Annotated in this window: 16 protein-coding genes and 1 pseudogene; 12 read left to right on the forward strand and 5 right to left on the reverse strand. The window is 72.1% G+C overall.

What is annotated here, in order from left to right; translation table 11 throughout:
• Positions 1-645 precede the first annotated feature (645 nt).
• From ACIA6T_RS32780 to ACIA6T_RS32795, 4 genes are read left to right on the forward strand one after another with little or no spacing between them, the layout of a single operon-like run.
• Positions 646-1,224 carry a cysteine dioxygenase gene (locus ACIA6T_RS32780; protein ID WP_399450159.1) on the forward strand — a complete coding sequence of 193 codons (579 nt, stop codon included), beginning with the start codon at positions 646-648 and terminating at the stop codon, positions 1,222-1,224.
• 33 nt (positions 1,225-1,257) lie between these two features.
• Complete coding sequence (cofD, locus tag ACIA6T_RS32785; protein ID WP_399450160.1) at positions 1,258-2,217, forward strand: 2-phospho-L-lactate transferase; 960 nt, start codon at positions 1,258-1,260, stop codon at positions 2,215-2,217.
• Complete coding sequence (locus ACIA6T_RS32790) at positions 2,214-3,515, forward strand: coenzyme F420-0:L-glutamate ligase (protein WP_399450161.1); 1,302 nt, start codon at positions 2,214-2,216, stop codon at positions 3,513-3,515. Before cofD ends, ACIA6T_RS32790 begins: the two co-directional genes overlap by 4 nt.
• 54 nt (positions 3,516-3,569) lie before the next feature.
• Entirely contained in the window at positions 3,570-4,571 is a 1,002-nt protein-coding gene (locus tag ACIA6T_RS32795) for a DNA-3-methyladenine glycosylase family protein (protein ID WP_399450162.1), read from the forward strand.
• Between the two features lie 578 nt (positions 4,572-5,149).
• On the opposite strand, the gene ACIA6T_RS32800 is transcribed toward ACIA6T_RS32795, so the two are convergent.
• Complete coding sequence (locus ACIA6T_RS32800; protein ID WP_399450163.1) at positions 5,150-6,232, reverse strand: sugar phosphate nucleotidyltransferase; 1,083 nt, start codon at positions 6,230-6,232, stop codon at positions 5,150-5,152.
• Positions 6,233-6,328: 96 nt separating this feature from the next.
• Positions 6,329-7,714, reverse strand: a complete 1,386-nt coding sequence (locus ACIA6T_RS32805; protein WP_399450164.1) for a peptidoglycan recognition protein — start codon at positions 7,712-7,714, stop codon at positions 6,329-6,331.
• A gap of 129 nt (positions 7,715-7,843) precedes the next feature.
• On the opposite strand from ACIA6T_RS32805, the gene ACIA6T_RS32810 reads away from it, so the two are divergent.
• The 6 genes and pseudogenes from ACIA6T_RS32810 (at position 7,844) to ACIA6T_RS32835 (ending at position 15,260) form a co-directional block, all read left to right on the forward strand.
• Positions 7,844-8,605 (forward strand): TIGR03089 family protein, encoded by a 762-nt coding sequence (locus ACIA6T_RS32810; RefSeq protein WP_399450165.1) that lies wholly within the window; start codon positions 7,844-7,846, stop codon positions 8,603-8,605.
• Between the two features lie 383 nt (positions 8,606-8,988).
• Positions 8,989-10,152: an LCP family protein gene (locus ACIA6T_RS32815; RefSeq protein ID WP_399450166.1), complete on the forward strand. Its 1,164-nt coding sequence runs from the start codon at positions 8,989-8,991 to the stop codon at positions 10,150-10,152.
• A gap of 242 nt (positions 10,153-10,394) precedes the next feature.
• Entirely contained in the window at positions 10,395-12,155 is a 1,761-nt protein-coding gene (locus ACIA6T_RS32820) for an LCP family protein (RefSeq protein ID WP_399450167.1), read from the forward strand.
• Positions 12,156-12,277: 122 nt separating this feature from the next.
• Positions 12,278-12,703 (forward strand): annotated as a pseudogene (locus ACIA6T_RS32825) (LytR C-terminal domain-containing protein); the annotation flags it as partial.
• Between the two features lie 158 nt (positions 12,704-12,861).
• Entirely contained in the window at positions 12,862-14,460 is a 1,599-nt protein-coding gene (locus ACIA6T_RS32830) for an LCP family protein (RefSeq protein ID WP_399450168.1), read from the forward strand.
• A gap of 380 nt (positions 14,461-14,840) precedes the next feature.
• A complete protein-coding gene (locus tag ACIA6T_RS32835) occupies positions 14,841-15,260 on the forward strand; it encodes a spore-associated protein A (protein ID WP_399450169.1) in 420 nt (139 codons plus the stop codon).
• Positions 15,261-15,401: 141 nt separating this feature from the next.
• Here ACIA6T_RS32835 and ACIA6T_RS32840 read toward each other — a convergent pair whose 3' ends face one another.
• Positions 15,402-16,439: a glycosyltransferase family 2 protein gene (locus ACIA6T_RS32840; RefSeq protein ID WP_399450171.1), complete on the reverse strand. Its 1,038-nt coding sequence runs from the start codon at positions 16,437-16,439 to the stop codon at positions 15,402-15,404.
• 260 nt (positions 16,440-16,699) lie between these two features.
• Here ACIA6T_RS32840 and ACIA6T_RS32845 point away from each other — a divergent pair, with 260 nt between their 5' ends.
• Complete coding sequence (locus ACIA6T_RS32845) at positions 16,700-18,061, forward strand: LCP family protein (protein WP_399450173.1); 1,362 nt, start codon at positions 16,700-16,702, stop codon at positions 18,059-18,061.
• A 435-nt stretch (positions 18,062-18,496) separates the two neighbouring features.
• Here ACIA6T_RS32845 and ACIA6T_RS32850 read toward each other — a convergent pair whose 3' ends face one another.
• Positions 18,497-19,054: an acyl-CoA thioesterase gene (locus ACIA6T_RS32850; RefSeq protein WP_385059155.1), complete on the reverse strand. Its 558-nt coding sequence runs from the start codon at positions 19,052-19,054 to the stop codon at positions 18,497-18,499.
• Positions 19,055-19,173: 119 nt separating this feature from the next.
• Between ACIA6T_RS32850 and ACIA6T_RS32855 the strand changes: the two genes are divergently transcribed.
• Positions 19,174-20,451, forward strand: coding sequence for an LCP family protein (locus tag ACIA6T_RS32855; RefSeq protein WP_399450174.1), 1,278 nt, complete (start codon positions 19,174-19,176; stop codon positions 20,449-20,451).
• A gap of 54 nt (positions 20,452-20,505) precedes the next feature.
• Here the strand turns inward: ACIA6T_RS32855 and ACIA6T_RS32860 are convergent, their stop codons facing one another.
• Complete coding sequence (locus ACIA6T_RS32860; protein WP_399450176.1) at positions 20,506-20,871, reverse strand: four-helix bundle copper-binding protein; 366 nt, start codon at positions 20,869-20,871, stop codon at positions 20,506-20,508.
• Between the last annotated feature and the right edge of the window lie 157 nt (positions 20,872-21,028).

Consider the following 21,028-nt stretch of genomic DNA (forward strand, 5'->3'; position numbering starts at 1 on the left):
AAGTGTGCTGCTCCGGGCGAGTCAAGCCGAGATCTGCTATTGGGCCCCTTATTCACTCTGCGGAACCAAGGCCGAGCGGAAAGTGTTCAAATCGTCCTAAACCTTGACACGCGTACGGGACCCGTGAGGGCTTCCGACCTCACACAGAGTCTCTGCGGGAGAGACGCCCAGGGCATCGATCCCGTTGCGACACCCGCGCCGAAGCGAACCGGATCACAGTCGGATCACGGGATCGCAACGGCGTGCGGGACGCCCGGCCGTGGGCACCATGTGTCCCGGGAAACGACTGAGCAAACCTTTCGCCTGCGAGATGAACCGGATGAGGTGAACCATGTCCCACATACCGGGCGCCGAGTTGACAGTGGAGGAGTGAACCGCTGTCCTAGTGGGCATGCTCGCGAATTCGGCACTCACCTCGACCCGCTCCGCCGGGTTCCTCGGTGCTGCCCGCGCTCGCTGTAGCTGTCTCTGTTCCGGCTGTTGAGCCCCACGCGCTCCCGCCGCCGCCGGGTCCCACGCGACTCGGCCGCTTCTTCCTTCGCTCCCACCGGGGCACCCCTCGCCGCCGCCCGCCCGCGACCCGGGCGTGACGCGCCGCGACACCCGCACCCCCCACCGCTTCTCCGCCAAGGAAACTCCGCCTCCATGAACAGCGACAGCGACCTCCAGATCGCCGGCGACATCCTCGAAGTCCCGCACCTGCTCCAGCCCCCGCGCGAGCACCCGGCCACCGTCGCCGAGTTCGTCGGCCTGGCCCGTTCCATCGCCGCCGACCGCTCCCAGTGGGAGCACCTCGTCGAGTACGACGCCGGCAGCCGCTGGTACCACCGGCTGCGCACCGGCCCCGGCTACGAGGTGTGGCTGCTCTCCTGGGTGCCCGGCCAGGGCAGCGGGCCGCACGACCACGGCCGCTCCTCCGGCCTGTTCACCGTCCTGGACGGCACCCTGACCGAGCGCACGGAGCGCGGCACGCGCGCGCTGACGGCTGGCGCGGTGGGGGTCCCCCCGCTCGAGCGAAGCCGAGAGTGGGGGAAGGTGTTCGCACCCGGCTATGTGCACGAGGTCGTCAACGACGCCCTCGAACCAGCGGTCAGCCTGCACATCTACTACCCGGGCCTGACCGAGATGCCCATGCTCCCCCGGTCCCGGCTTCGTTCGGCCGGGGGAACCCCCATCGCCCCCCACTGCGAGGCGCGTCCGGCACCCGGCCCGGTAACTGCCTGACGCGATGTCGTAGCCGCCTGCGAGGATGGCCCCATGCGCATTGTGGTTCTGGCAGGCGGCATCGGCGGTGCCCGTTTCCTGCGCGGTCTGAAGCGGGCCGTGCCGGACGCGGACATCACGGTCATCGGCAACACCGGGGACGACATCCACCTCTTCGGGCTGAAGGTCTGCCCGGATCTCGACACGGTGATGTACACGCTCGGCGGCGGCATCAACGAGGAGCAGGGCTGGGGGCGGGCCGACGAGACATTCCACCTCAAGGAGGAGCTCGCAGCGTACGGCGTCGGCCCGGAGTGGTTCGGGCTCGGCGACCGGGACTTCGCCACGCACATCGTGCGGACGCAGATGCTCGGCGCCGGGTTCCCGCTCAGCGCGGTGACCGAGGCGCTCTGCGACCGCTGGCAGCCCGGCGTGCGCCTCATCCCCATGACCGACGACCGCGTGGAGACCCATGTGGCCGTCGAGCTGGACGGGGAACGCAAGGCGGTCCACTTCCAGGAGTACTGGGTGCGGCTGCGGGCCTCGGTGCCGGCCGAGGCGGTCGTGCCGGTCGGCGCGGAGCAGGCGAAGCCGGCGCCGGGTGTCCTGGAGGCGATCGCCGAGGCCGACGTGATCCTCTTCCCGCCGTCCAACCCCGTCGTCTCCGTCGGCACCATCCTCGCCGTCCCCGGCATCCGGGAGGCGATCGCCGACGCGGGCGTGCCGGTGATCGGCCTGTCGCCGATCGTCGGGGACGCGCCCGTGCGCGGCATGGCCGACAAGGTGCTGGCGGCGGTCGGCGTGGAGTCCACGGCCCCGGCGGTGGCCGAGCACTACGGCTCGGGCCTGCTGGACGGCTGGCTGGTCGACACGGTCGACGCGGGCTGTGTGGAGCGTGTCGAGGCGGCCGGGATCCGCTGCCGGGCCGTACCGCTGATGATGACCGACGTCGACGCGGCCGCGCGGATGGCGCGGGAGGCGCTGACGCTGGCGGAGGAGGTGCGCGCGGTATGAGCGGCACGGGCTACCGGGTCCGGCCCGTGGCGGGCCTGCCCGAGATCCGCGAGGGCGACGACCTGGCCAAGCTGATCGCGGCCGCCGCACCGGACCTGTCCGACGGCGACATCCTCCTCGTCACCTCGAAGATCGTCTCCAAGGCGGAGGGCCGGATCGTCGAGGCGACGGACCGGGAGGCCGCGATCGACGCGGAGACGGTGCGCGTGGTGGCCCGGCGCGGCCCCCTGCGCATCGTGGAGAACCGGCAGGGCCTGGTCATGGCCGCGGCCGGAGTCGACGCCTCCAACACCCCCGCCGGTACGGTCCTGCTGCTGCCGGAGGACCCGGACGCCTCCGCGCGGGCGATACGCGAGGGCCTGCGTGACGCCCTGGGCGTCGAGGTCGGCGTGATCATCACGGACACCTTCGGCCGCCCCTGGCGCGCGGGGCTGACGGACGTGGCGATCGGCGCGGCGGGCGTCCGCGTGCTGGACGACCTGCGCGGCGGCACCGACGCGCACGGCAACCCGCTCGGCGCCACCGTCGTCGCCACGGCCGACGAGCTCGCCGCGGCGGGCGACCTGGTCAAGGGCAAGGCGTCCGGCCTCCCGGTGGCCGTGGTCCGCGGGCTGCCGCACCTGGTGGCGGCCGACGACGGCGAGGGCGCGCGGGCGATGGTCCGCGGCGCGCGCGACGACATGTTCCGCCTCGGCACGTCCGAGGCGGTACGGCAGGCGGTGACCCAGCGCCGTACGGTACGGGCCTTCACGGACGAGCCGGTCGACCCCGGAGCCGTACGCCGCGCGGTGGCCGCGGCGGTCACCGCACCGGCCCCGCACCACACCACGCCGTGGCGGTTCGTGCTGCTGGAGTCGCCCGGATCCCGCACCCGTCTCCTGGACGCCATGCGCGAGGCCTGGATCGCGGACCTGCGCCGCGACGGCAAGGCGGAGGAGTCGATCGCCAAGCGCGTCCGCCGCGGCGACGTCCTGCGTAACGCGCCGTACCTGGTCGTCCCCTGCCTGGTCATGGACGGTTCGCACACCTACGGGGACGCGCGGCGGGACGGCGCGGAGCGGGAGATGTTCGTGGTCGCCACGGGCGCCGGCGTGCAGAACTTCCTGGTCGCGCTGGCCGGGGAGCGGCTGGGCTCGGCGTGGGTGTCGTCGACGATGTTCTGCCGCGAGGTGGTCCGCGAGGTCCTGGACCTGCCGGCGGACTGGGACCCGATGGGCGCGGTGGCGGTCGGCCACCCGGCGGAGGAACCGCGCCCGCGGCCGGAACGGGACGCGGGCGGTTTCATCGAGGTGCGGTGAGCGTGCGCCTACCCTCATAGGGCCCCCGCTTCACTTCCACCCCTGGGATCTCTCGTGGCAGGACGTTTCGCACCCCGCCCGACTCGTACGACGGTGCGTGGCGGGCATGTCACCGTGCCCGGGGGAACCCCCCGCCCGGCACCGGCACCGGCCCGCGTACGGACATGGGTACCGGAGGGCCCCCTGGACCTCGGGCTGGTCCTCGGACCGCTGCGACGAGGGCCGGGCGATCCGACGTTCCGGGCGCTGCCGGACGGTTCCGTGTGGCGGGCCAGCCTGACGCCGGCGGGTCCGGGGACGCTCCGGGTGACGGGGCGTGCCGGGGAGATCCGGGGGGAGGCGTGGGGGCCGGGCGCCGACTGGCTCCTGGACGGACTGCCGGAGATGCTCGGTGCCGCCGACGATCCGTCCGCCTTCGTGCCCCGGCACAAGCTGCTGGCGCTGACCCGGCACCGGCGTCCGGGGCTGCGGCTGACGCGGACCGGGCTGGTGCTGGAGTCGCTGATTCCGTCGGTTCTGGAGCAGAAGGTCACGACGGGTGAGGCGTATCGGGCGTGGCGGCTGCTGGTACGGAAGTACGGGGAGCCGGCGCCCGGGCCCGCGCCGGAACGGATGTCGGTGATGCCGGCGCCGCGGACGTGGGCGTTGATTCCCTCCTGGGAGTGGCACCGGGCCGGGGTCGACGACAAGCGGGCGTCGACGGTTCTGCGGGCGGTGCGGGTCGCTGCGCGGCTGGAGGAGGCGGTGGGGATGCCTGCCGCCGAAGCGCAGGCGCGGTTGGAGCTGGTGTCGGGGATCGGGCCGTGGACGTCGGCGGAGACGGTGCAGCGGAGTCACGGGGCGGTGGACGCGGTGACCGTGGGAGATCTGCATCTGCCGGGGATCGTGGGGTGGGCGCTCGCGGGGGACCGGTACGCGGATGACGCGGTGATGCTGTCGCTGTTGGAGCCGTACGCGGGGCAGCGGCATCGGGCCGCGCGGTTGATCCTGTTGAGCGGGAGGGTGCCGGGGCGGCGGGCGCCGCGGATGCCGTACGGGGATATCGGGCGGCTTTGAGGGTTGGCTGGGCCGGTGTTCCGGGGCGTGGCCCCGCGTTGGTGTGGGGCGGGGGTGGGTTGCGCGGCCCGGCGCTTACGGGGTGCCGTCGCGCCCACCCGTGCCGCCCCAGCGGCACGACTGCCCGCGGATAGTGGAAGACGGCGGGAAGGGGACGGGGCGGGGGTGGCCGCCCGCAGCGGCTGGCGCGTCCGCGCCCCGCACCCCCTCCGAGCAACGTGATCCGTGCCAGTCCGAGGGCGGACACCCCCGACCCCGCCCCCCCCCCCCCCCCCCCCCCCCCCCCCCCCCCCCCCCCCCCCCCCCCCCCCGACCCACCCACCGACCGCAGGCGCTACGCACGCCCCCACCGGACCGAAAGCTGCGCCGCAGGCATCCCACCCACCGGACCGAACGCCGCAGTGCGGGCATCCCCCACCGGACGTTGCAGCGCGGGCATCCCCCACCGGACGCCGCAGCGCGGGCATCCCCCACCGGACGTTGCAGCGCGGGCATCCCCCACCGGACGCCGCAGCGCGGGCATCCCCCACCGGACGTTGCAGTGCGGGCATCCTCCACCGGACGTTGCAGTGCGGGTGTTACTGGTCTGAGGAGAAGCGGACCGCTCCCGCCGGGATCGTCGCGTCGCACCAGACTCGGGCGCCCTCGCGGAGTTCGTTGTGGGGGCCTACGGTCGCGCCGTCGCCTATGACCGTGCCGGTGAGGACCGAGCGTTCGCCCACCCGTGCCCGCGTACCGATCAGCGAGTCGGTGATGACCGCGCCCGGCTCGATCACCGCCCCCGGCAGGATCGTGCTGCCGAAGACGCGCGCGCCCTCCGCCACGAACGCGCCCTCGCCCACCACCGTCCCGCCCGCCAGTTTCGCGTCCGGTGCCACGGTCGCCGTGGGCAGCACCAGCCGGTCCCCGCAGTGTCCGGGCACCGCCGGTGACGGCGCACGGCCCAGCACCAGATCCGCCGAGCCCCGTACGAAGGCCGCCGGGGTCCCCAGGTCCAGCCAGTACGTGGAGTCGACCATCCCCTGCAGGTGCGCCCCTGCCGCCAGCAGCCCCGGGAACGTCTCCCGCTCCACCGACACCGCCCGCCCCGCCGGGATCGTGTCGATCACCGACCGGCGGAACACGTACGCCCCCGCGTTGATCTGGTCGGTGACGATCTCCTCCGGTGTCTGCGGCTTCTCCAGGAAGGCGAGCACCCTCCCCGTACCGTCCGTGGGCACCAGCCCGTACGCCCGTGGATCCGTCACCTTCGTCAGGTGCAGCGAGACGTCCGCGCCGGTCGTCTCGTGCGTCCGTACCAGCGCCCGGATGTCCAGCCCCGTCAGGATGTCCCCGTTGAAGATCAGCACCGGCTCGTCCGGCCCGGAGTGCAGCCGGGACGCGACGTTCCGGATGGCGCCGCCCGTGCCGAGCGGCTCCTCCTCCGTCACGTACTCGATGTGCAGCCCCAGGGCCGCCCCGTCGCCGAAGTACGGCTCGAAGACCTCGGCCAGGTAGGACGTGGCCAGGACGATGTGCTCGACGCCCGCCGCTCTCGCTCTCGCGAGCTGGTGCGTGAGGAAAGGCACTCCGGCCGCCGGGACCATGGGTTTGGGCGTGTGCACCGTGAGCGGTCGCAGCCGCGTGCCCTTGCCGCCGACCAGGAGGATCGCTTCTGTCACCTGTCGTCTCTGCTTCCTGCCGGGACCGGCCGAACTGTCTTTCGGCCGGCCAGTGTATGCAGACCGGCTCCGGCAGGAAGGAGCGCCCGGCCCGCCTCAGCGGCCCTGGTAGCGGGCCGCCTTGGAGCGCGCGGTGCCGAGCTTCTTGTAGAGCTTCCCCCCTGGGCACGAGGTGTTGAACCCGTCCCGGTGACCGGAGATCACGTTCAGTCGCACCTTCTTACCTTTTCGGTAGAGATTGCCACCGGCGGACTTCAGATATGTCTTGGCGCGCGGATTCATCCCGTGCAGTCCGAGTTTCCACGCGGTGATCCGGGCGACGGCCTTCACGGCGGAGGAGGACGGCTTCTTGGAGCCGTAGGAACCGATCACCGCGATGCCCGTGGTGTCGGTGTTGAAGCCCATGGTGTGGGCCCCCTTGACCGGCTTCGCCACTCCCCCGGCCCGGCCCTCGTAGATCCTGCCGCACTTGTCGACGAGGAAGTTGTAGCCGATGTCCCGCCAGCCCAGGCTCCGTACGTGGTAGCGGTAGAACCCGCGGATGAGCGAAGGGGCCTGCGAGCACTTGTAGTTGTTGCCGGAGGCGGTGTGGTGCACGAAGGCCGCCTTGACCTTGCCGGTGTACACGAACCGCTTCTCCCGCAGGCTCTCGTCGGCTCCCCAGCCGCGCCGGGTGACGATGGCGGGGCGCGGCCCGATGTACGGCTTGGCCCGCTGCTGCTCGGTCGGTTCGGTCCCGCGCAGGGTGAGGTACTCCTGCCGGGTCTGCTCGCCGTCCAGCTCGGGGATCTCCAGGGTGCCGAGCGGCGCGAGGGCGGAGTTGGCCGCGGAGGCGGCGGTCGCCTCGGCGCTCATGACGCCGGTGCGCGGGCCCTCCAGGGCCTCGTCCCCCGGGTCGACGAGTTCGAGCCGCAGCCCGGGGGGCAGCACCGAGTGGTCGCCGGCCCCGGGCTCATCGACCCCTGTCACCTCGCCCTCGCCCACGCCCTCACCGGGCTCCGGCAGCACCCGGATCTCCACCCCGTCCGACTCCCCCACCCACAGCGGTGCCGTGGCGCCGCGCACCCCGTCCGCGGTCCCCTCCGCGCTGCCCGGATCGGCCCCGTGGTCGGCGTAGTGCGTCTCGACGTACCGCCAGTCCGACCAGGCGCCGGTGCCGGCCTCCCGGGTGCGGACCTGGACGCGGCCGTGGAGTTCGGCGGCGGGGTCGTCCCAGACGACGCCGAGGAGGGAGAAGGGCCGTACGGCCCGTGGGGCGAGGCCGAGGACGTCGGCACCGGAGGCGCGGTCACGGGTGAGGGGTCTCAGGGGCAGCGACTGGGTGCTGCCGGGGACGTCGGGCCGGGCCGTCACCGCTGCGCGCGTGGCCGCTTCTGCCGTCGGCGCCGGTCTCGCGTCCGCCGCGGTTGCGGGCGGGGCGAGCGGGAGGGCGAGGGCGGCGGCGCAGGTGACACCGATTGAGGAAGCAAGAATTCCACGCATGCCCCCGAGCTTGGACATAGTCAGACAAATCTGTCCATCGGGGAGTTGACGGCCCGTCGGAGCGCGTTCCCCCGAACCGGTGCCCCCGACGGGCGGTGCGCGCGGGCGGGTCCGCGTACGCTTGCGCGGGTGAACGCCACCGACCGCACCCCTGCCGACCTGCTGAGTTCCGCGCTGACCGCGGACCCGGGACGCCCCCTGGTGACCTTCTACGACGACGCCACGGGCGAACGCGTCGAATTGTCCGTGGCCACCTTCGCCAATTGGGTGGCCAAGACCGCCAATCTCCTCCAGGACGAGCTGTCCGTGGAGCCCGGTGACCGGGTGGCCCTGCTGCTGCCCGCGCACTGGCAGACGGCGGTCTGGCTGCTGGCGTGCGCGTCGGTGGGCGTGGTCGCGGACGTGGCCGGGAACCCGGCGGCGGCGGATGCGGTGGTGAGCGGTCCGGAGCCGGAGTCGCTGTCGGCGGCGCGGGGCTGTTCGGGGCCGCGGATCGCGCTGGCGCTCAGGCCGCTCGGCGGGCGGTTTCCGCAGCGGCCGGACGGCTTCGCCGATTACGCGGTCGAGGTGCCGGGGCAGGGGGACCGGTTCGTGCCGTACACGCCGGTGGATCCGGAGGAACCCGCGCTGATCGTGGCGGGGCGGGAGTTCAGCGGGGCGGAGGTGGTGGAGCGGGCTCGGGCGGAGGCGGCGGGACTGGGGCTCACGGGGCCGGGGGCGCGGGTGCTGTCCGGGTTGTCCTACGACACGTGGGAGGGGCTGTGCGCGGGGCTGTACGGGCCGTTGGCGAGCGGTGGGTCCGTGGTGCTGTGCCGTCATCTGAGGGCGCTGGGGAGTGAGGGGTTGGACAAGCGGGTGGAGAGTGAGCGGGTGACTGTGATCGCGCGCTGACGCCCGCCCCCACCGGGGGGTGTTCGGGGCGTTTCGAGCCGGCCCGGGCTGCCGTGAGCCGGGGGTGGGTAGCGCGGCCGGCGCTTACGGGGTGCCTCCCCCACTCTCGACTTCGCTCGAGCGGGAGGTACCCCCATGAGCGGGAGGTACCCCCACCGCCCACCTTCCCCCACCGCCCTGGGGTACCTCCCAGGCCCTTGAGGCACTGGGGGAGGCACGACTGCCCGCGGAGTGCGGGGGTGCGGGCCCGACTCCCGCGGAAAGCGGGGCGTGTCGGCCGTTCGTGTTGGGTTCTCCTTCGTTCGGCGCAGCAGCGCCCCGCCCGGCGCGGGGGTGCGCGGCATCGTCGTACGGGACCGTACGTGGTGAGGGGTGGCGCTGGGATGAGTGAGCCCGCGGGCGTGCACGGGGCCTCGGCGAGCGGGCGTGGGCGGGCCCGGCGCCGGCGGCGGCGGTGGGCGCTCGGGGCCGGGCTGGGTGTCGGCGTCGTGCTGCTCGGCGCGGCGGCCGCCGGGTGGGTGGTGTACATGAAGCTGGAGCGGAACATCACCCCGGACGAGGCGGCGGCCGCCGAACTCGCCCGGTACGACGAGGAGCGCCCCACCGCGCTCGTCAAGGACGCCCGGAACATCCTCCTGATCGGCTCGGACTCCCGCTCGGGGGAGGAGAACGCCCATTACGGGCACGACGCGGGGTCGGAGCGGTCGGACACCGTGATCCTGCTGCATCTGTCGACGGGCCGGCGCAGCGCCACCGCGGTGTCCATCCCCCGGGACCTGATGGTGCACGTGCCCGGCTGCCGCCGCCCCGGCGGCGCGCGTTCCGAGCCGGCGTTCACGATGTTCAACTCCGCTTTTTCCGTGGGTGGTTCGGCGTGCACCATCCGTACGGTGGAGAAGCTCACCGACATCCGTGTCGACCATCACGTGGTCGTCGACTTCGCCGGGTTCAGGGACATGGTCGACGCGGTGGACGGCGTCGAGGTGTGCCTGCGCGAGCCCGTCGACGACGAGGACGCCGAGCTGAAGTTGCCGGCGGGCCGGGTGACGCTGGACGGGGAGCAGGCGCTCGGTTACGTCCGGGCCCGCAAGTCCCTCGGCGACGGCAGCGACACCAGCCGTATGGAGCGGCAGCAGCGCTTCCTCGGCGCGCTCGTCAACAAGGTGAGCGGCAATGACGTACTGCTGAATCCGGTGAAGCTGTATCCCGTTCTGGACGCGGCCACCTCGTCCCTCACCACCGACCCGGGACTGGCCAGTCTGCGCAGTCTGTACGACCTCGTGCGCGGGCTGCGGGACATCCCCACGGAAGGCGTGCGATTCCTGACCGTTCCCCGGGAGCCGTACGCCGGGAACGCGAATCGGGACCAACTCGCGCAGCCCGCCGCGGAGGAACTGTTCGAGCGGCTGCGCAGGGACGCACCCGTGGTCGTCGCCACGGACGGTGACCGGAAGGGCACGGAAAAGGAATCCGGGAAGGCGTCCGGCAACCCCTCTCCGGCGCCGACGTTCTCGGGGAACTCGGCCGCCGAGGACACCTGTGCGTAAAGCCTGCTCCAAGGCAACTCCAAGGCGCCGCACCTTTGTCCGAGGAAATGGGCGGATTGCCCACTTGTGAGGAAGTGGAATTCGTCACCGCCGTCGCTTCCACTCGATCAGGACCGTTAGTGTGAGCGCTCCGGTGCGTCCGTTCCTTCAGGCCTGTCCTGAGAATCCCGCACTGTGTGACAGACCCGAGCGCCTTGGGAGGGGAAAGGCGCCGCGTGGGCCCGACGGAGGATTCAAGCGACGTGGACGCGCAAGGCCGTGGGCGGGCGGAGAACATCGATCCCGCAGACCAGTGGGTGCTCAACCCGGACACCGGCGAATACGAACTGCGACTGGGCCCTTCCGCACCGCAATCGGCGGTCCCCGGCCCACGTCGGCCACGCCCCCCGGGCGCGGGGCGTGGCCGACCGGCGCCGTCGGGCCGCGCGCCCGGACGCGAGCGGGAGGCACCGGACCGGGAGACCCCGGACCGTGAGGTGCCGCCGCAGCGCAGACGCCGGGGCGCGCCGGAGGAGCCGCCCCCGGGGCGGCGCGGGCGCCGGCCGGCGAAGAAGAAGTCGAAGACGAGGAAAGCCCTGCTGTGGACCGGCGGCACGATGGCGTTCGTGGTGCTCGCGGCCGGTACGGCCGGGTACCTCTATCTGGAGCATCTGAACGACAACATCCAGGCCGTCTCCGACGACGGCGCCAGCACGGGCGGCTTCAGCAAGGACAAGGCGATCAACATCCTGCTGATCGGCACCGACAAGCGCACCGGCTCGGGCAACGACGGCTACGGCGACAAAGGCAGCGAGGGGCACGCCGACACCACGCTCCTGCTGCACGTCTCCAAGGACCGCTCCAACGCGACCGCGTTGAGCATTCCGCGTGACCTGATAGTCGACGTCCCCGACTGCCCGACGGAGCAGGAGGACGGCAGCGAGAAGATCATCCCGGGCTCCGTCGGCGTCCGCTTCAACACCAGCCTCGGCCAGGACGGCCGTACGCCCAGCTGCACCATGCGGACGGTGACGGAGCTGACCGGCATCACGCCGGACAACTTCATGGTGGCCGACTTCAACGCGGTGAAGACGCTGACGTCGGCCGTCGGCGGCGTCGAGGTGTGTCTGGCCAAGGACATCGACGACCCGGACTCGCATCTGAAGCTGCCCAAGGGCACGCACACCATCGAGGGTGAGGACGCGCTGGCGTTCGTCCGTACCCGGCACTCGGTCGGCTTCGGCGGCGACCTGAGCCGGATCGAGCTGCAGCAGCAGTTCCTGAGCTCGCTGATGCGGAAGCTGAAGTCGAACGACACGCTCACCAGCCCGACGAAGATGATCAAGCTGGCGGAGGCGGGCACCAAGGCGCTCACCGTCGACTCCCAGCTGGACAGCATCAACAAGCTCAAGGACCTCGGTCTGGAGCTGGGCAAGCTCAACGTCAAGAACCTGACCTTCGCGACCGTGCCGGTGAAGGACAACCCGGCCGAGAAGACGCCGGTGACCGTCGTGCTGAAGGAGGAATCCGCCCAGCAGGTCTTCGACATGGTCAAGAACGACGTCTCCTTCACCGAGGTCAAGCAGCAGGAGAAGAAGGAGAAGGCCGCCGTCGCCGCCCGGCTGAAGGGCGAGAAGGCGCCGGCCTCCGAGGTCCGGGTGCAGATCATGAACGGCGGCGCCGAAGCCGGCAGCGCCCAGGAGACCCTCAGCTGGCTGCAGGTGGACCAGGGCGTCGAGAAGTCGGAGAACGCCGGCAACGCGCCCGAGGAACTGAGCAAGACGACGCTGGAGTACGCCCCTGACCAGGCCGCCCAGGCACGCCGTCTGGCCGACATCCTGGGTCTGTCGGGGGCGGCGATGAAGCCGGGCGAGAGCGTCACCAACGCGCAGGGCCTGCCCGCGATGACGCTGACCCTCGGCAAGGACTTCAAGGGCGCGGGCGTCAAACTCAACGCGGCCGCAGCGGACGTGCCCGATGACGCTCAGAAGTCCACGGCGGACAAGGTCGAGTGCGCCAAGTGACCTGAGGGGCCTGTTCCGCGTCCTACAGGGCGCGGGGCAGGCCCGTCGCGTGGCGCGAGGGGGAGACGGTGACGCGGAGCGGTGTGCGGGAAGAGCCGGGACCCGGCCTGCCGGACGACGGCCCGCCGGCCCCGGACGCCGAGATCGGCGTCCTCGTCCAGAACGCCACCCGGTCCGCGACTCTCGGCCCCGTCAGCGGCCGGGCGAGCGCGATCGCCCGGTCCCTGGTGACGAAGGGCTTCACCCGCGCCGCGCCGGACACCTCCCGCGCGCTCGCCGAGGAGCGGACCGTCGTACGGTATCCGGCCGCCGGCTCGCAGGGGGACGCCCGGCGGGTGGCCGAGTCACTGGGCGTTCCGGCGAGTTCGGTCGAGCAGTCCGCCGACGTCTCCGGTGTCACGGTCGTGATCGGCGCGGACTGGCGTGAGGGCACGGCCTATCCGAAGCAGTCGACGCCCGCCGCCGGCGATCTGCCGGACGACGCCGACGCCCTCAACGGCGCGGAGACGGGCAAGTGCATGGACGTGTACAAGCCGTACCGCTGGTAGCGCGCCGCGGGCTCCTGGCCTCCCGCCGCCCCCGCATAACTTGTTGAAGTCGGTTGGATTACCGGGGCAACTGACGGGCCCGTCGTGCGTCTAACAGGACGCAGGACGGGCCTGCTTCACGAGGCGAGGGGTTGCCAGGAGTGGGGAGAACGGCGGCAGTGACGCGGAGCGCCGCACCAAATACGCTCGGTGACGGCGAGCGTGAGGTGGACCCGGACGAAAGTCCGACCGAGGGCGCGGACGAAGGCAGAGGCAAAGGTGCGGACGGCACCCGCCCGCGCCGCGCACGCCGACTGCTCAAATGGTTCGCGGCCGTCCTCGCCCTGCTCACAGTCGGTACGGCGGGGGCGGGTTACCTGTACTACCGGCAGCTGAACCACAACATCAAGAAGGACGCCCTGAACCTGGGCGACACCAAGGTCGCCGAGCCGACGCCGAACGCGGCCGGGCAGACCCCGCTGAACATCCTGCTCATCGGCAGCGACGCGCGGGACACCGAGGAGAACCGGCAACTCGGCGGTGCCCGCGAGACGTTCGGCTCCACCCCGCTCGCCGACGTGCAGATGCTGGTGCATCTGTCCGCCGACCGCTCCAACATGTCCGTGGTGAGCATGCCGCGCGACACCCTGCTCGAGATCCCCAAGTGCACCGACCCGGACGACGGGACGGTGTACCCGGCGAGCGATGGGCGGACGATGACCAACCAGAGCCTCGGCCACGGCGGTCCGGGCTGCGCGGTGGCCACCTGGCAGGAGCTCACCGGCATCCACATCGACCACTTCGTCATGGTCGACTTCGCCGGCGTGGTCTCCATGGCGGACGCGGTCGGCGGAGTCCCGGTGTGCGTCGACGCCAACATCCACTCGCGCGACGGCCAGGGCCACGGCTCCGGACTGAAGCTGGAGAAGGGCACCCACCCGGTGAAGGGCGAGCAGGCCCTGCAATGGCTGCGCACGCGCTACGGCTTCGAGGACGGCAGCGACCTCGCCCGCGCCAAGGCGCAGCACATGTACATGAACTCGCTGGTCCGCGAGTTGCGTGAGAACGCCACGCTGAGCAACCCCAACAAGCTGCGCAGGCTCGCCGAGAAGGCCACCGAGGCGCTCACCGTCGACCCCGGCCTCGACACGGTGAAGAAGCTCTACGACCTGAGCACCGAGCTGCGCAAGGTGGAGCCGGAGCGCATCACCATGACGACGATGCCCAACCGGTACGTGGGCGCCCGCGTGGAACCGACCGAGGACGCCGAGCAGTTGTTCCGTCTGGTACGCGAGGACATCGCCCTCGACGGCAAGGACGCCGAGCCGGTGAAGACCGAGGAGAAGACGCCGTCGGACCCGGTCGCCGACGACGCCGACATCGCCGTACAGGTCCGCAACGGCACCCGCACCGACACCCTCGCCGCCGCCCCGGGGCGGACCAGCACGGTCGTGGCGGCGCTGAAGGAGCAGGGCTTCACCGCGGCGACCCCCGACACCACCAGCGCCCTCAGCGAGAAGCGGACGGTGGTGGAGTACCCCAGCGCCGACCTGGAGGGCGACGCCCGCCGTATCGCCGACGCCCTCGGCGTCCCGGCGAGCGCGGTGCAGCACTCCACCGAGGTGTCCGGCGTCACGCTCGTCGTGGGCGCCGACTGGCGCGAGGGCACGACGTACAAGGCGCCGAAGGAGGACAACACCACCCCCGAGTCGGCGCAGGCGCTCAACGGCGCCGACGACAAGGCGTGCATGCACGTCAGCCCGGGCTTCACCTGGTGAACGCACGACCGGAGTGAACGCGACGATCCCCTTCCCGGCCGCCATCGCGCACACCGCGGTCGGGAGGGCGGGACGGCGCCGGTCGTCGGGCTCCTGGGCAGGCAGGCCGTTCCGCACCGGTGATGCGCTTATCGGCCATCGACCCCGCCTTTCCAGCCATCTCCCCGTACGGGGTTCCCCTGCCCGCCTCCGCCATATAATGATCTTGGGCGGCTCCAGGCCAAGGTCCTCCGCCAGGGTCTCGTAAGGCCCCACCAGTGACCGGACTCGCGCCGGTGCGATCGCGGGGCCACGGCATCCCTGCCGGCCGCCCCAGGCGACAACCGGCCTTCCAGCCCGTCGCCTTCGCCATCACGACAAGCCCGACACAGGAGAACGTCATGCGCATTCCGAGACGGCTCACGTCCGCCGCCGCAGTCCTCGGCCTCGCCATCACCGGAACGGTCCTCATGACCGGTACCGCGGCGGCCGCCTCGTACAACAGCGCCTGTGGTTCAGGTTACAAAGTGATCGACTCGATGGATGTGGGCGAGGGCAACACGTTCCTGACCTACAACAGCTCCACCGGATACAACTGTGTCGTGACCGTGGGCGACGCCCCGGGCACGCCCCAGATCCTGGGCGCCAACCTGCGGCGTCACAGCACGTCGACCTCGTGGCCGGCCGGCACGCAGGACGACGGCGTCTACAACTACTACGCGGGGCCCGTCTACCTCTACGCCCCGGGTGCCTGCATCGACTGGGGCGGCCGCGCCGAGTCCAACTACACGCGCATCAACTACGGCGTCCACTGCGGCTGACGGCGCTCGCCCGACGGCCCACGAGCCCCGCCCGTCGCGGCTCGTGGGCCGTCGTCCGATCGACGGCCCACGAAAAGCCCTCCGGGACCCGCACCGCCAAGGTTCCGTCCCCTTCCGGCCGGGGCGGCCGGCGCGATGACGTCAGGCGGCCGGCGCGTCCGCGGTGACGGCGGGCCGGCGCGACGCGATGACCTTCTTCGCCAGGGACTTCGGGCTGGTCAGGAAGCCCCAGCCCCACGACATGTGCATGGTGGCCAGCGCCACCGGGATCTGCAGCCGCGCCCTGAGCGGCAGCCCCTTGCCGGCCGGTACGGACCCCAGCGCGATCGCCGCGAGGTAGCCGCCGGGCACCACGAAGCCCCACGGGGTCAGCGCGGCGCCGACCACGACCCCGGCCGCGATCGCGCACACCGCGGCCGGCGGGGCCAGGTAGCGCAGGTTGATGGAACCGGAGTGGTAGCGGGCCACGACGTGCCGCCAACGCCCGTAGTCCTTGTACTGCTTGGCCAGCGCCCGCACGCTCGGCCGGGGCCGGTACGACACCTTCAGCTCCGGCGAGAACCAGATCAGCCCGCCGGCCTCACGGATGCGGAAGTTCAGCTCCCAGTCCTGGGCGCGGATGAACTCCACGTTGTACCCGCCCTGCTGCTCCAGCGCCTCGCGCCGGAACACACCCAGGTACACCGTCTCGGCGGGGGCGGCCTCGCCGCCGGTGTGGAAGGCGGCGTTGCCCACACCTATCTTCGACGTCATCGCGGCGGCGACGGCGTGCTCCCAGTCGTTCTCCCCCTCGGCGTGCATGATGCCGCCGACGTTCTGCGCGCCGGTCTCCTCCAGGAGCCGTACGGCGGTCGCGATGTAGTTCGGGGAGAGCATCCCGTGCCCGTCGACGCGGACCACGACCGGATGGCGCGAGGCCTTGATCGCCGCGTTGAGGGCGGCCGGGGTGCGGCCGGTCGGATTGGGCACGGTGTGCACCCGCGGGTCCTCGGCCACGAGCTCGGCCGCGATCTCGTCCGTGCGGTCCGTGGACGGACCGAGGGCGATCACGACCTCCATCTCGCCGGCGTACTCCTGGGCGAGGATCGCGCGGACGGCGCCGCGCAGGTGCCGCTCCTCGTTGAGGACGGGCATGATCACGGAAACGGCGGGGAGCCGCACGTCGGGATTGGCGTTCATAGGGCCCTCACGTTACCGCGAACGGGGGACACCGACGCGCGCGCCGGGGGCGATGTGCCGGGCCGCAGATCGTATCGGCCTACCGTGCTCACGATCCCACGCACGGCCGTCGTCCGGAGGTGTCCCCCTTGCCCACGCCGCCGCGGTCCCCCCGGCCCCGCACCGCACCGCAGCGTCCCCCGCGGCCGGCCCGCGAGGGCCGGCGGCCCACCGCGTCGACCGCGTCCCCCGCGCCGCCGCGCGGGAAGCCGCGCTGGGTCATGCGCACCGTCACCACGCTGTCGGTCGTGGTGCTCGCCTCCGCCGGGATCGGGCACGCGGTGATGAGCGGCCTCGACGAGGACATCGCCCGGGTCGACCCGTTCCGCGACATGAAGAACCGCCCCGAGGCCGGTCACGGCATGAACATCCTGCTCGTCGGCACCGACGGCCGGGAGAGGATCGGCGAGGCCGACCGGGAGAGGTACCGGCTCGGCGGGGAGCCCTGCCACTGCACCGACACGATCATGATCGTGCACATCTCGGCGGACCGCGAGCGGGCCGCCGTGGTCAGCCTGCCCCGCGACTCGTACGCCGTGACGCCCCCGCACACCGACCGCGTGAGCGGCGAGCGGCACAAGGGGCACCCCGTCAGACTGAACGCGGCGTACGCCGAGGGCGGGCCCCGGCTGACCGTGCGTACGGTCGAGAAGATGACCCGGGTGAAGATCGACCACTACCTGGAGGTCGACTTCACCAGCTTCATGAAGACCGTGGACGTGGTCGGCGGCGTCGAGGTCTGCACCGACAGACGGCTGAAGGACGGCAACACCGGCCTCGACCTGCCCGCCGGCCGGCACACCCTCGAAGGCGGCCAGGCCCTGCAGTACGTCCGCTCCCGGCACGTCGACGGCGCCTCCGACCTCGGCCGGATGAGGCGCCAGCAGCACTTCATGGCGGCCCTGGTGGACCGGGTCACCTCCTCCGGCATCCTGCTGAACCCGCTGAAGTTCCGGGACGTGACCCGGGCGGTGCTCGGCTCGGTCCGCGCCGACAAGGGGTTCGGCACCGGCGAGCTCCTGGACCTCGGCCGGGCGATGCGGAACTTCTCGCCCTCCTCCTCCGAGTTCACCACCGTGCCGATCTCCGACATGAGACACACCGTGAAGGGCGCCGGCTCGACGCTGAAGTGGGACACCGGGAAGTCCGAGCGCATCTTCGAGGCGCTGCGCCGGGACGAGCCGCTCTCCGTGCGCCGCACCCCCGACGCGGCGCTCCGCGTCCCGGTGGACCCCCGGCAGATCCGCGTCCAGGTCGAGAACGGCACCCGCACCACGGGCCTCGGCCGGCGGGTGGACGCCGCGCTGGCGGCGACCGGCTTCGCCACCACCCGCGCCCCGGCCAACGCGGCGCACCAGGACGTGAGACGGACGGTCGTCGCCTACGACCCCCGCTGGGACCGCTCCGCGAAATCCCTCGCGGCGGCCCTTCCCGGCAGCGAGCTGCGCGCGGTGAAGGGCCAGGGCGCCACGCTGAAGGTGATCGCGGGCGCCGACTTCGAGAAGGTCCGCAAGGTACGGGCGCAGGACCCGGGCCAGGGCGAGTTCGGGGTGGTGCGGGGGGACGAGGTGGGTTGTTCCTGAACGCCGGGCCGTCCGGCGGGCCGGGCGGTTCGGGCCGTCCGGCGGGCCAGGCGGGTCGGGCCGGGCCGGGCGGGCCGGGCGGGCCGGGCGGGCCAGGCGGGCCGGGCGGGCCAGGCGGGCCGGGCGGGCCGGGCGGGCCAGGCGGGCCAGGCGGGCCAGGCGGGCCAGGCGGGCCAGGCGGGCCAGGCGGGCCAGGCGGGCCAGGCGGGCCAGGCGGGGCAGGCGGGCCAGGCGGGGCAGGCGGGGCAGGCGGGCCGGGCGGGTCGGGCCGTTGCGCGGTTTTTCGCCCCCGCCGCCCCTTCCCTTCCCGTCCCTGGGAGCTCCGCCCCCAGACCCCCTTGCGCAGTTCCCCGCGCCCCTTTGGGACCAGGCCCCCTTCGCGTCCACGCGGCGGAGCCGTACAGCGGCACAGCTCCGCGCCCCCTGTGGCGAGGGTCAGTCCTCGAAGCCCTCCGCGGCTCGTTTCTCGCGGAGTTCCATGATCGCCCGGCGGCGGGCCAGCCGGTGGGCGCGGCGGATCTGGGCCTCCTGGTAGCGGCGCCTGTCCCGCTCGGTCTCCGGCGTCACCTGCGGCACCCGGCGCGGCTTCCCGTCGGCGTCGACGGCCGCGAACACCAGGTACGCCGAGCCGACCTGGGTGGCCGGCGCGGACTCGTTCCAGCGCTCGGCCAGCACCCGCACCCCGACCTCCATCGAGGTCCGTCCGGTCCAGTTGACCTGGGCCTTCACATGGACCAGATCACCGACGCGGACCGGCTCCAGAAAGGCCATCTCGTCCATGGAGGCGGTGACGGCAGGCCCTCCGGAGTGCCGTCCGGCGACGGCGCCCGCCGCGTCGTCGACCAGCTTCATGATCACCCCACCGTGTACCGTGCCCAGCAGGTTGGTGTCGTTGTGGGTCATGATGTGGCTGAGGGTCGTACGGGACGCCGAGGTGGGCTTGCCCGGGATGTCCGGACTCTCCGTGGCTGCGGCAGGGGCCTGGTCTGTCATGGCCTCCACCTTATGCCGAGGTCACATCTGCGGAATTTGTGTCAGCTTCGCAACAGCGGGGCCCTGATTTTCCGACGACCCTTGTATGGCGCACAGCCGGGACCTGCACACTGTCTTCCATGACTGATTGGCCCGAGGCACGGTCCGACGACAACCGCGGCGGACGTTACGGACGCGGCAGCGCGAGCGCACGGCCCGAGGGCGCCCGTGTCATGCGGCAGGTCCGCCGCGGCCCGGCGGCCCCTCCCGGGCAGGGCGCGTACGGCGGTGTCCCGCAGCAGCCGTCGTACGTGGACGGACACGGCAGTGGCGGCGGCTACGACAGCGGCTACAACACCGGCCAGGTCTACGGCACGCCCGGCGGCGGTGTCCCCGGCGGGCCGGGCGGCGACGGCGGTTACGCCCCGCAGCGTCCCGCGCCGGACTGGCGCCGCCGCATCAAGTGGACGGCGATCACCGTCGTCACCGTGCTGGTCGTGACGACCGTCGGCACGTACTTCTGGGCCGACTCCAAGCTCAACCGCGACGTCGACCTGTCGAAGGTGATCGACCGCCCCGAGAAGGGCGAGGGCACCAACTACCTCATCGTCGGCTCCGACAGCCGCGAGGGCATGACCGCCGAGGACAAGAAGAAGCTGCACACCGGGTCCGCCGACGGCAAGCGCACGGACTCGATGATGATCCTGCACACCGGCGACAACGGCCCCACCCTGATCTCGCTGCCCCGGGACTCGAACGTCGAGATCCCGTCCTTCGTGGGCTCCGAGTCGGGCAAGAGCTACCCCGGCACCGGCCGGCAGGTGAAGCTCAACGCCGCCTACGCCGAGGACGGGCCCGAACTGCTGGTCCGCACGGTCGAGTTCAACACCGGCCTGCACATCGACCACTACGTGGAGATCGGTTTCGGCGGCTTCGCGAGCATCGTGGACGCGGTCGGCGGCGTGGAGATGGACATCCCGCAGGACATCAAGGACACCAAGTCCGGCGCCGACCTCAAGAAGGGCAAGCAGACCCTGAACGGCGAGGAGGCCCTCGCCTTCGTCCGCACCCGGTACGCGCTGGCGGGCTCCGACCTGGACCGTACGAAGAACCAGCAGAAGTTCCTCTCCGCCCTCGCCAACCAGGTGGCCACGCCCGGCACGGTCCTCAACCCCTTCAAGCTCTACCCGACGATGGGCGCCGGGCTGGACTCCCTGATCGTCGACAAGGACATGGGCCTGTTCGACCTGGCCGACATGTTCTGGTCGATGAAGGGCGTCAGCGGCGGCGAGGGCACGTCCATGAACATGCCGATCGCGGGCTCCACCGGCGGCAACCTGCTCTGGGACAAGACGAAGGTGAAGCAGTTGGTGAGCCAGCTGAACAACGACGAGAAGGTCACCGTCAAGGGCAACTGAAACCGGCTGTGGGCACCCCGCGCGGGGTGCCCACGGCCGTGTCCGGCGACGGCGTCACATCGTGGCGCCCGCCATGGAGCGGCACATCTCGGAGCAGCGACGGCAGGACTCGGCACAGCGCGTCATCCGCTCGTCGTCCGGCATGGACATGCACGCCTCGGCGCACATGTCGCAGGCCTGCGCGCACATCATGCACATCTCGTTCGCCAGCGGCGAGCGGCGCATCATCATGTCCGCGCACATGCGGGTCATCTCCGAGCAGTCCATGAGCGCCCGCATGATCGGCATCCGGGCCTCGCCGCCCGTCTGCAGACAGGAGCTCATGGTCTCCTCGCACACACCGTGGCAGGCCATGCACGCCTGGACGCAGTCCTGCGTCTCCTGGCTCATCGGTTCCGTGGTCGGCTGCTGCTGGGTCATGGTTCCTCCCAGGGGGACGGAGAGGGCCGGGGTTCGGCCCCCGCCCTCTCCGTCCTACGCCCCCGTCCCCATGACCACCACAGGACGGCCCGGACCACGTCCCTGCTTGGAAGCACCGGCAGCGGAAAAAAGAGACGGGGCGGGAACGAACGGATCA

Origin of the sequence: Streptomyces sp. NPDC051740 (assembly GCF_044453165.1) — a bacterium.
In the GTDB taxonomy this organism is placed as follows: domain Bacteria; phylum Actinomycetota; class Actinomycetes; order Streptomycetales; family Streptomycetaceae; genus Streptomyces; species Streptomyces atrovirens.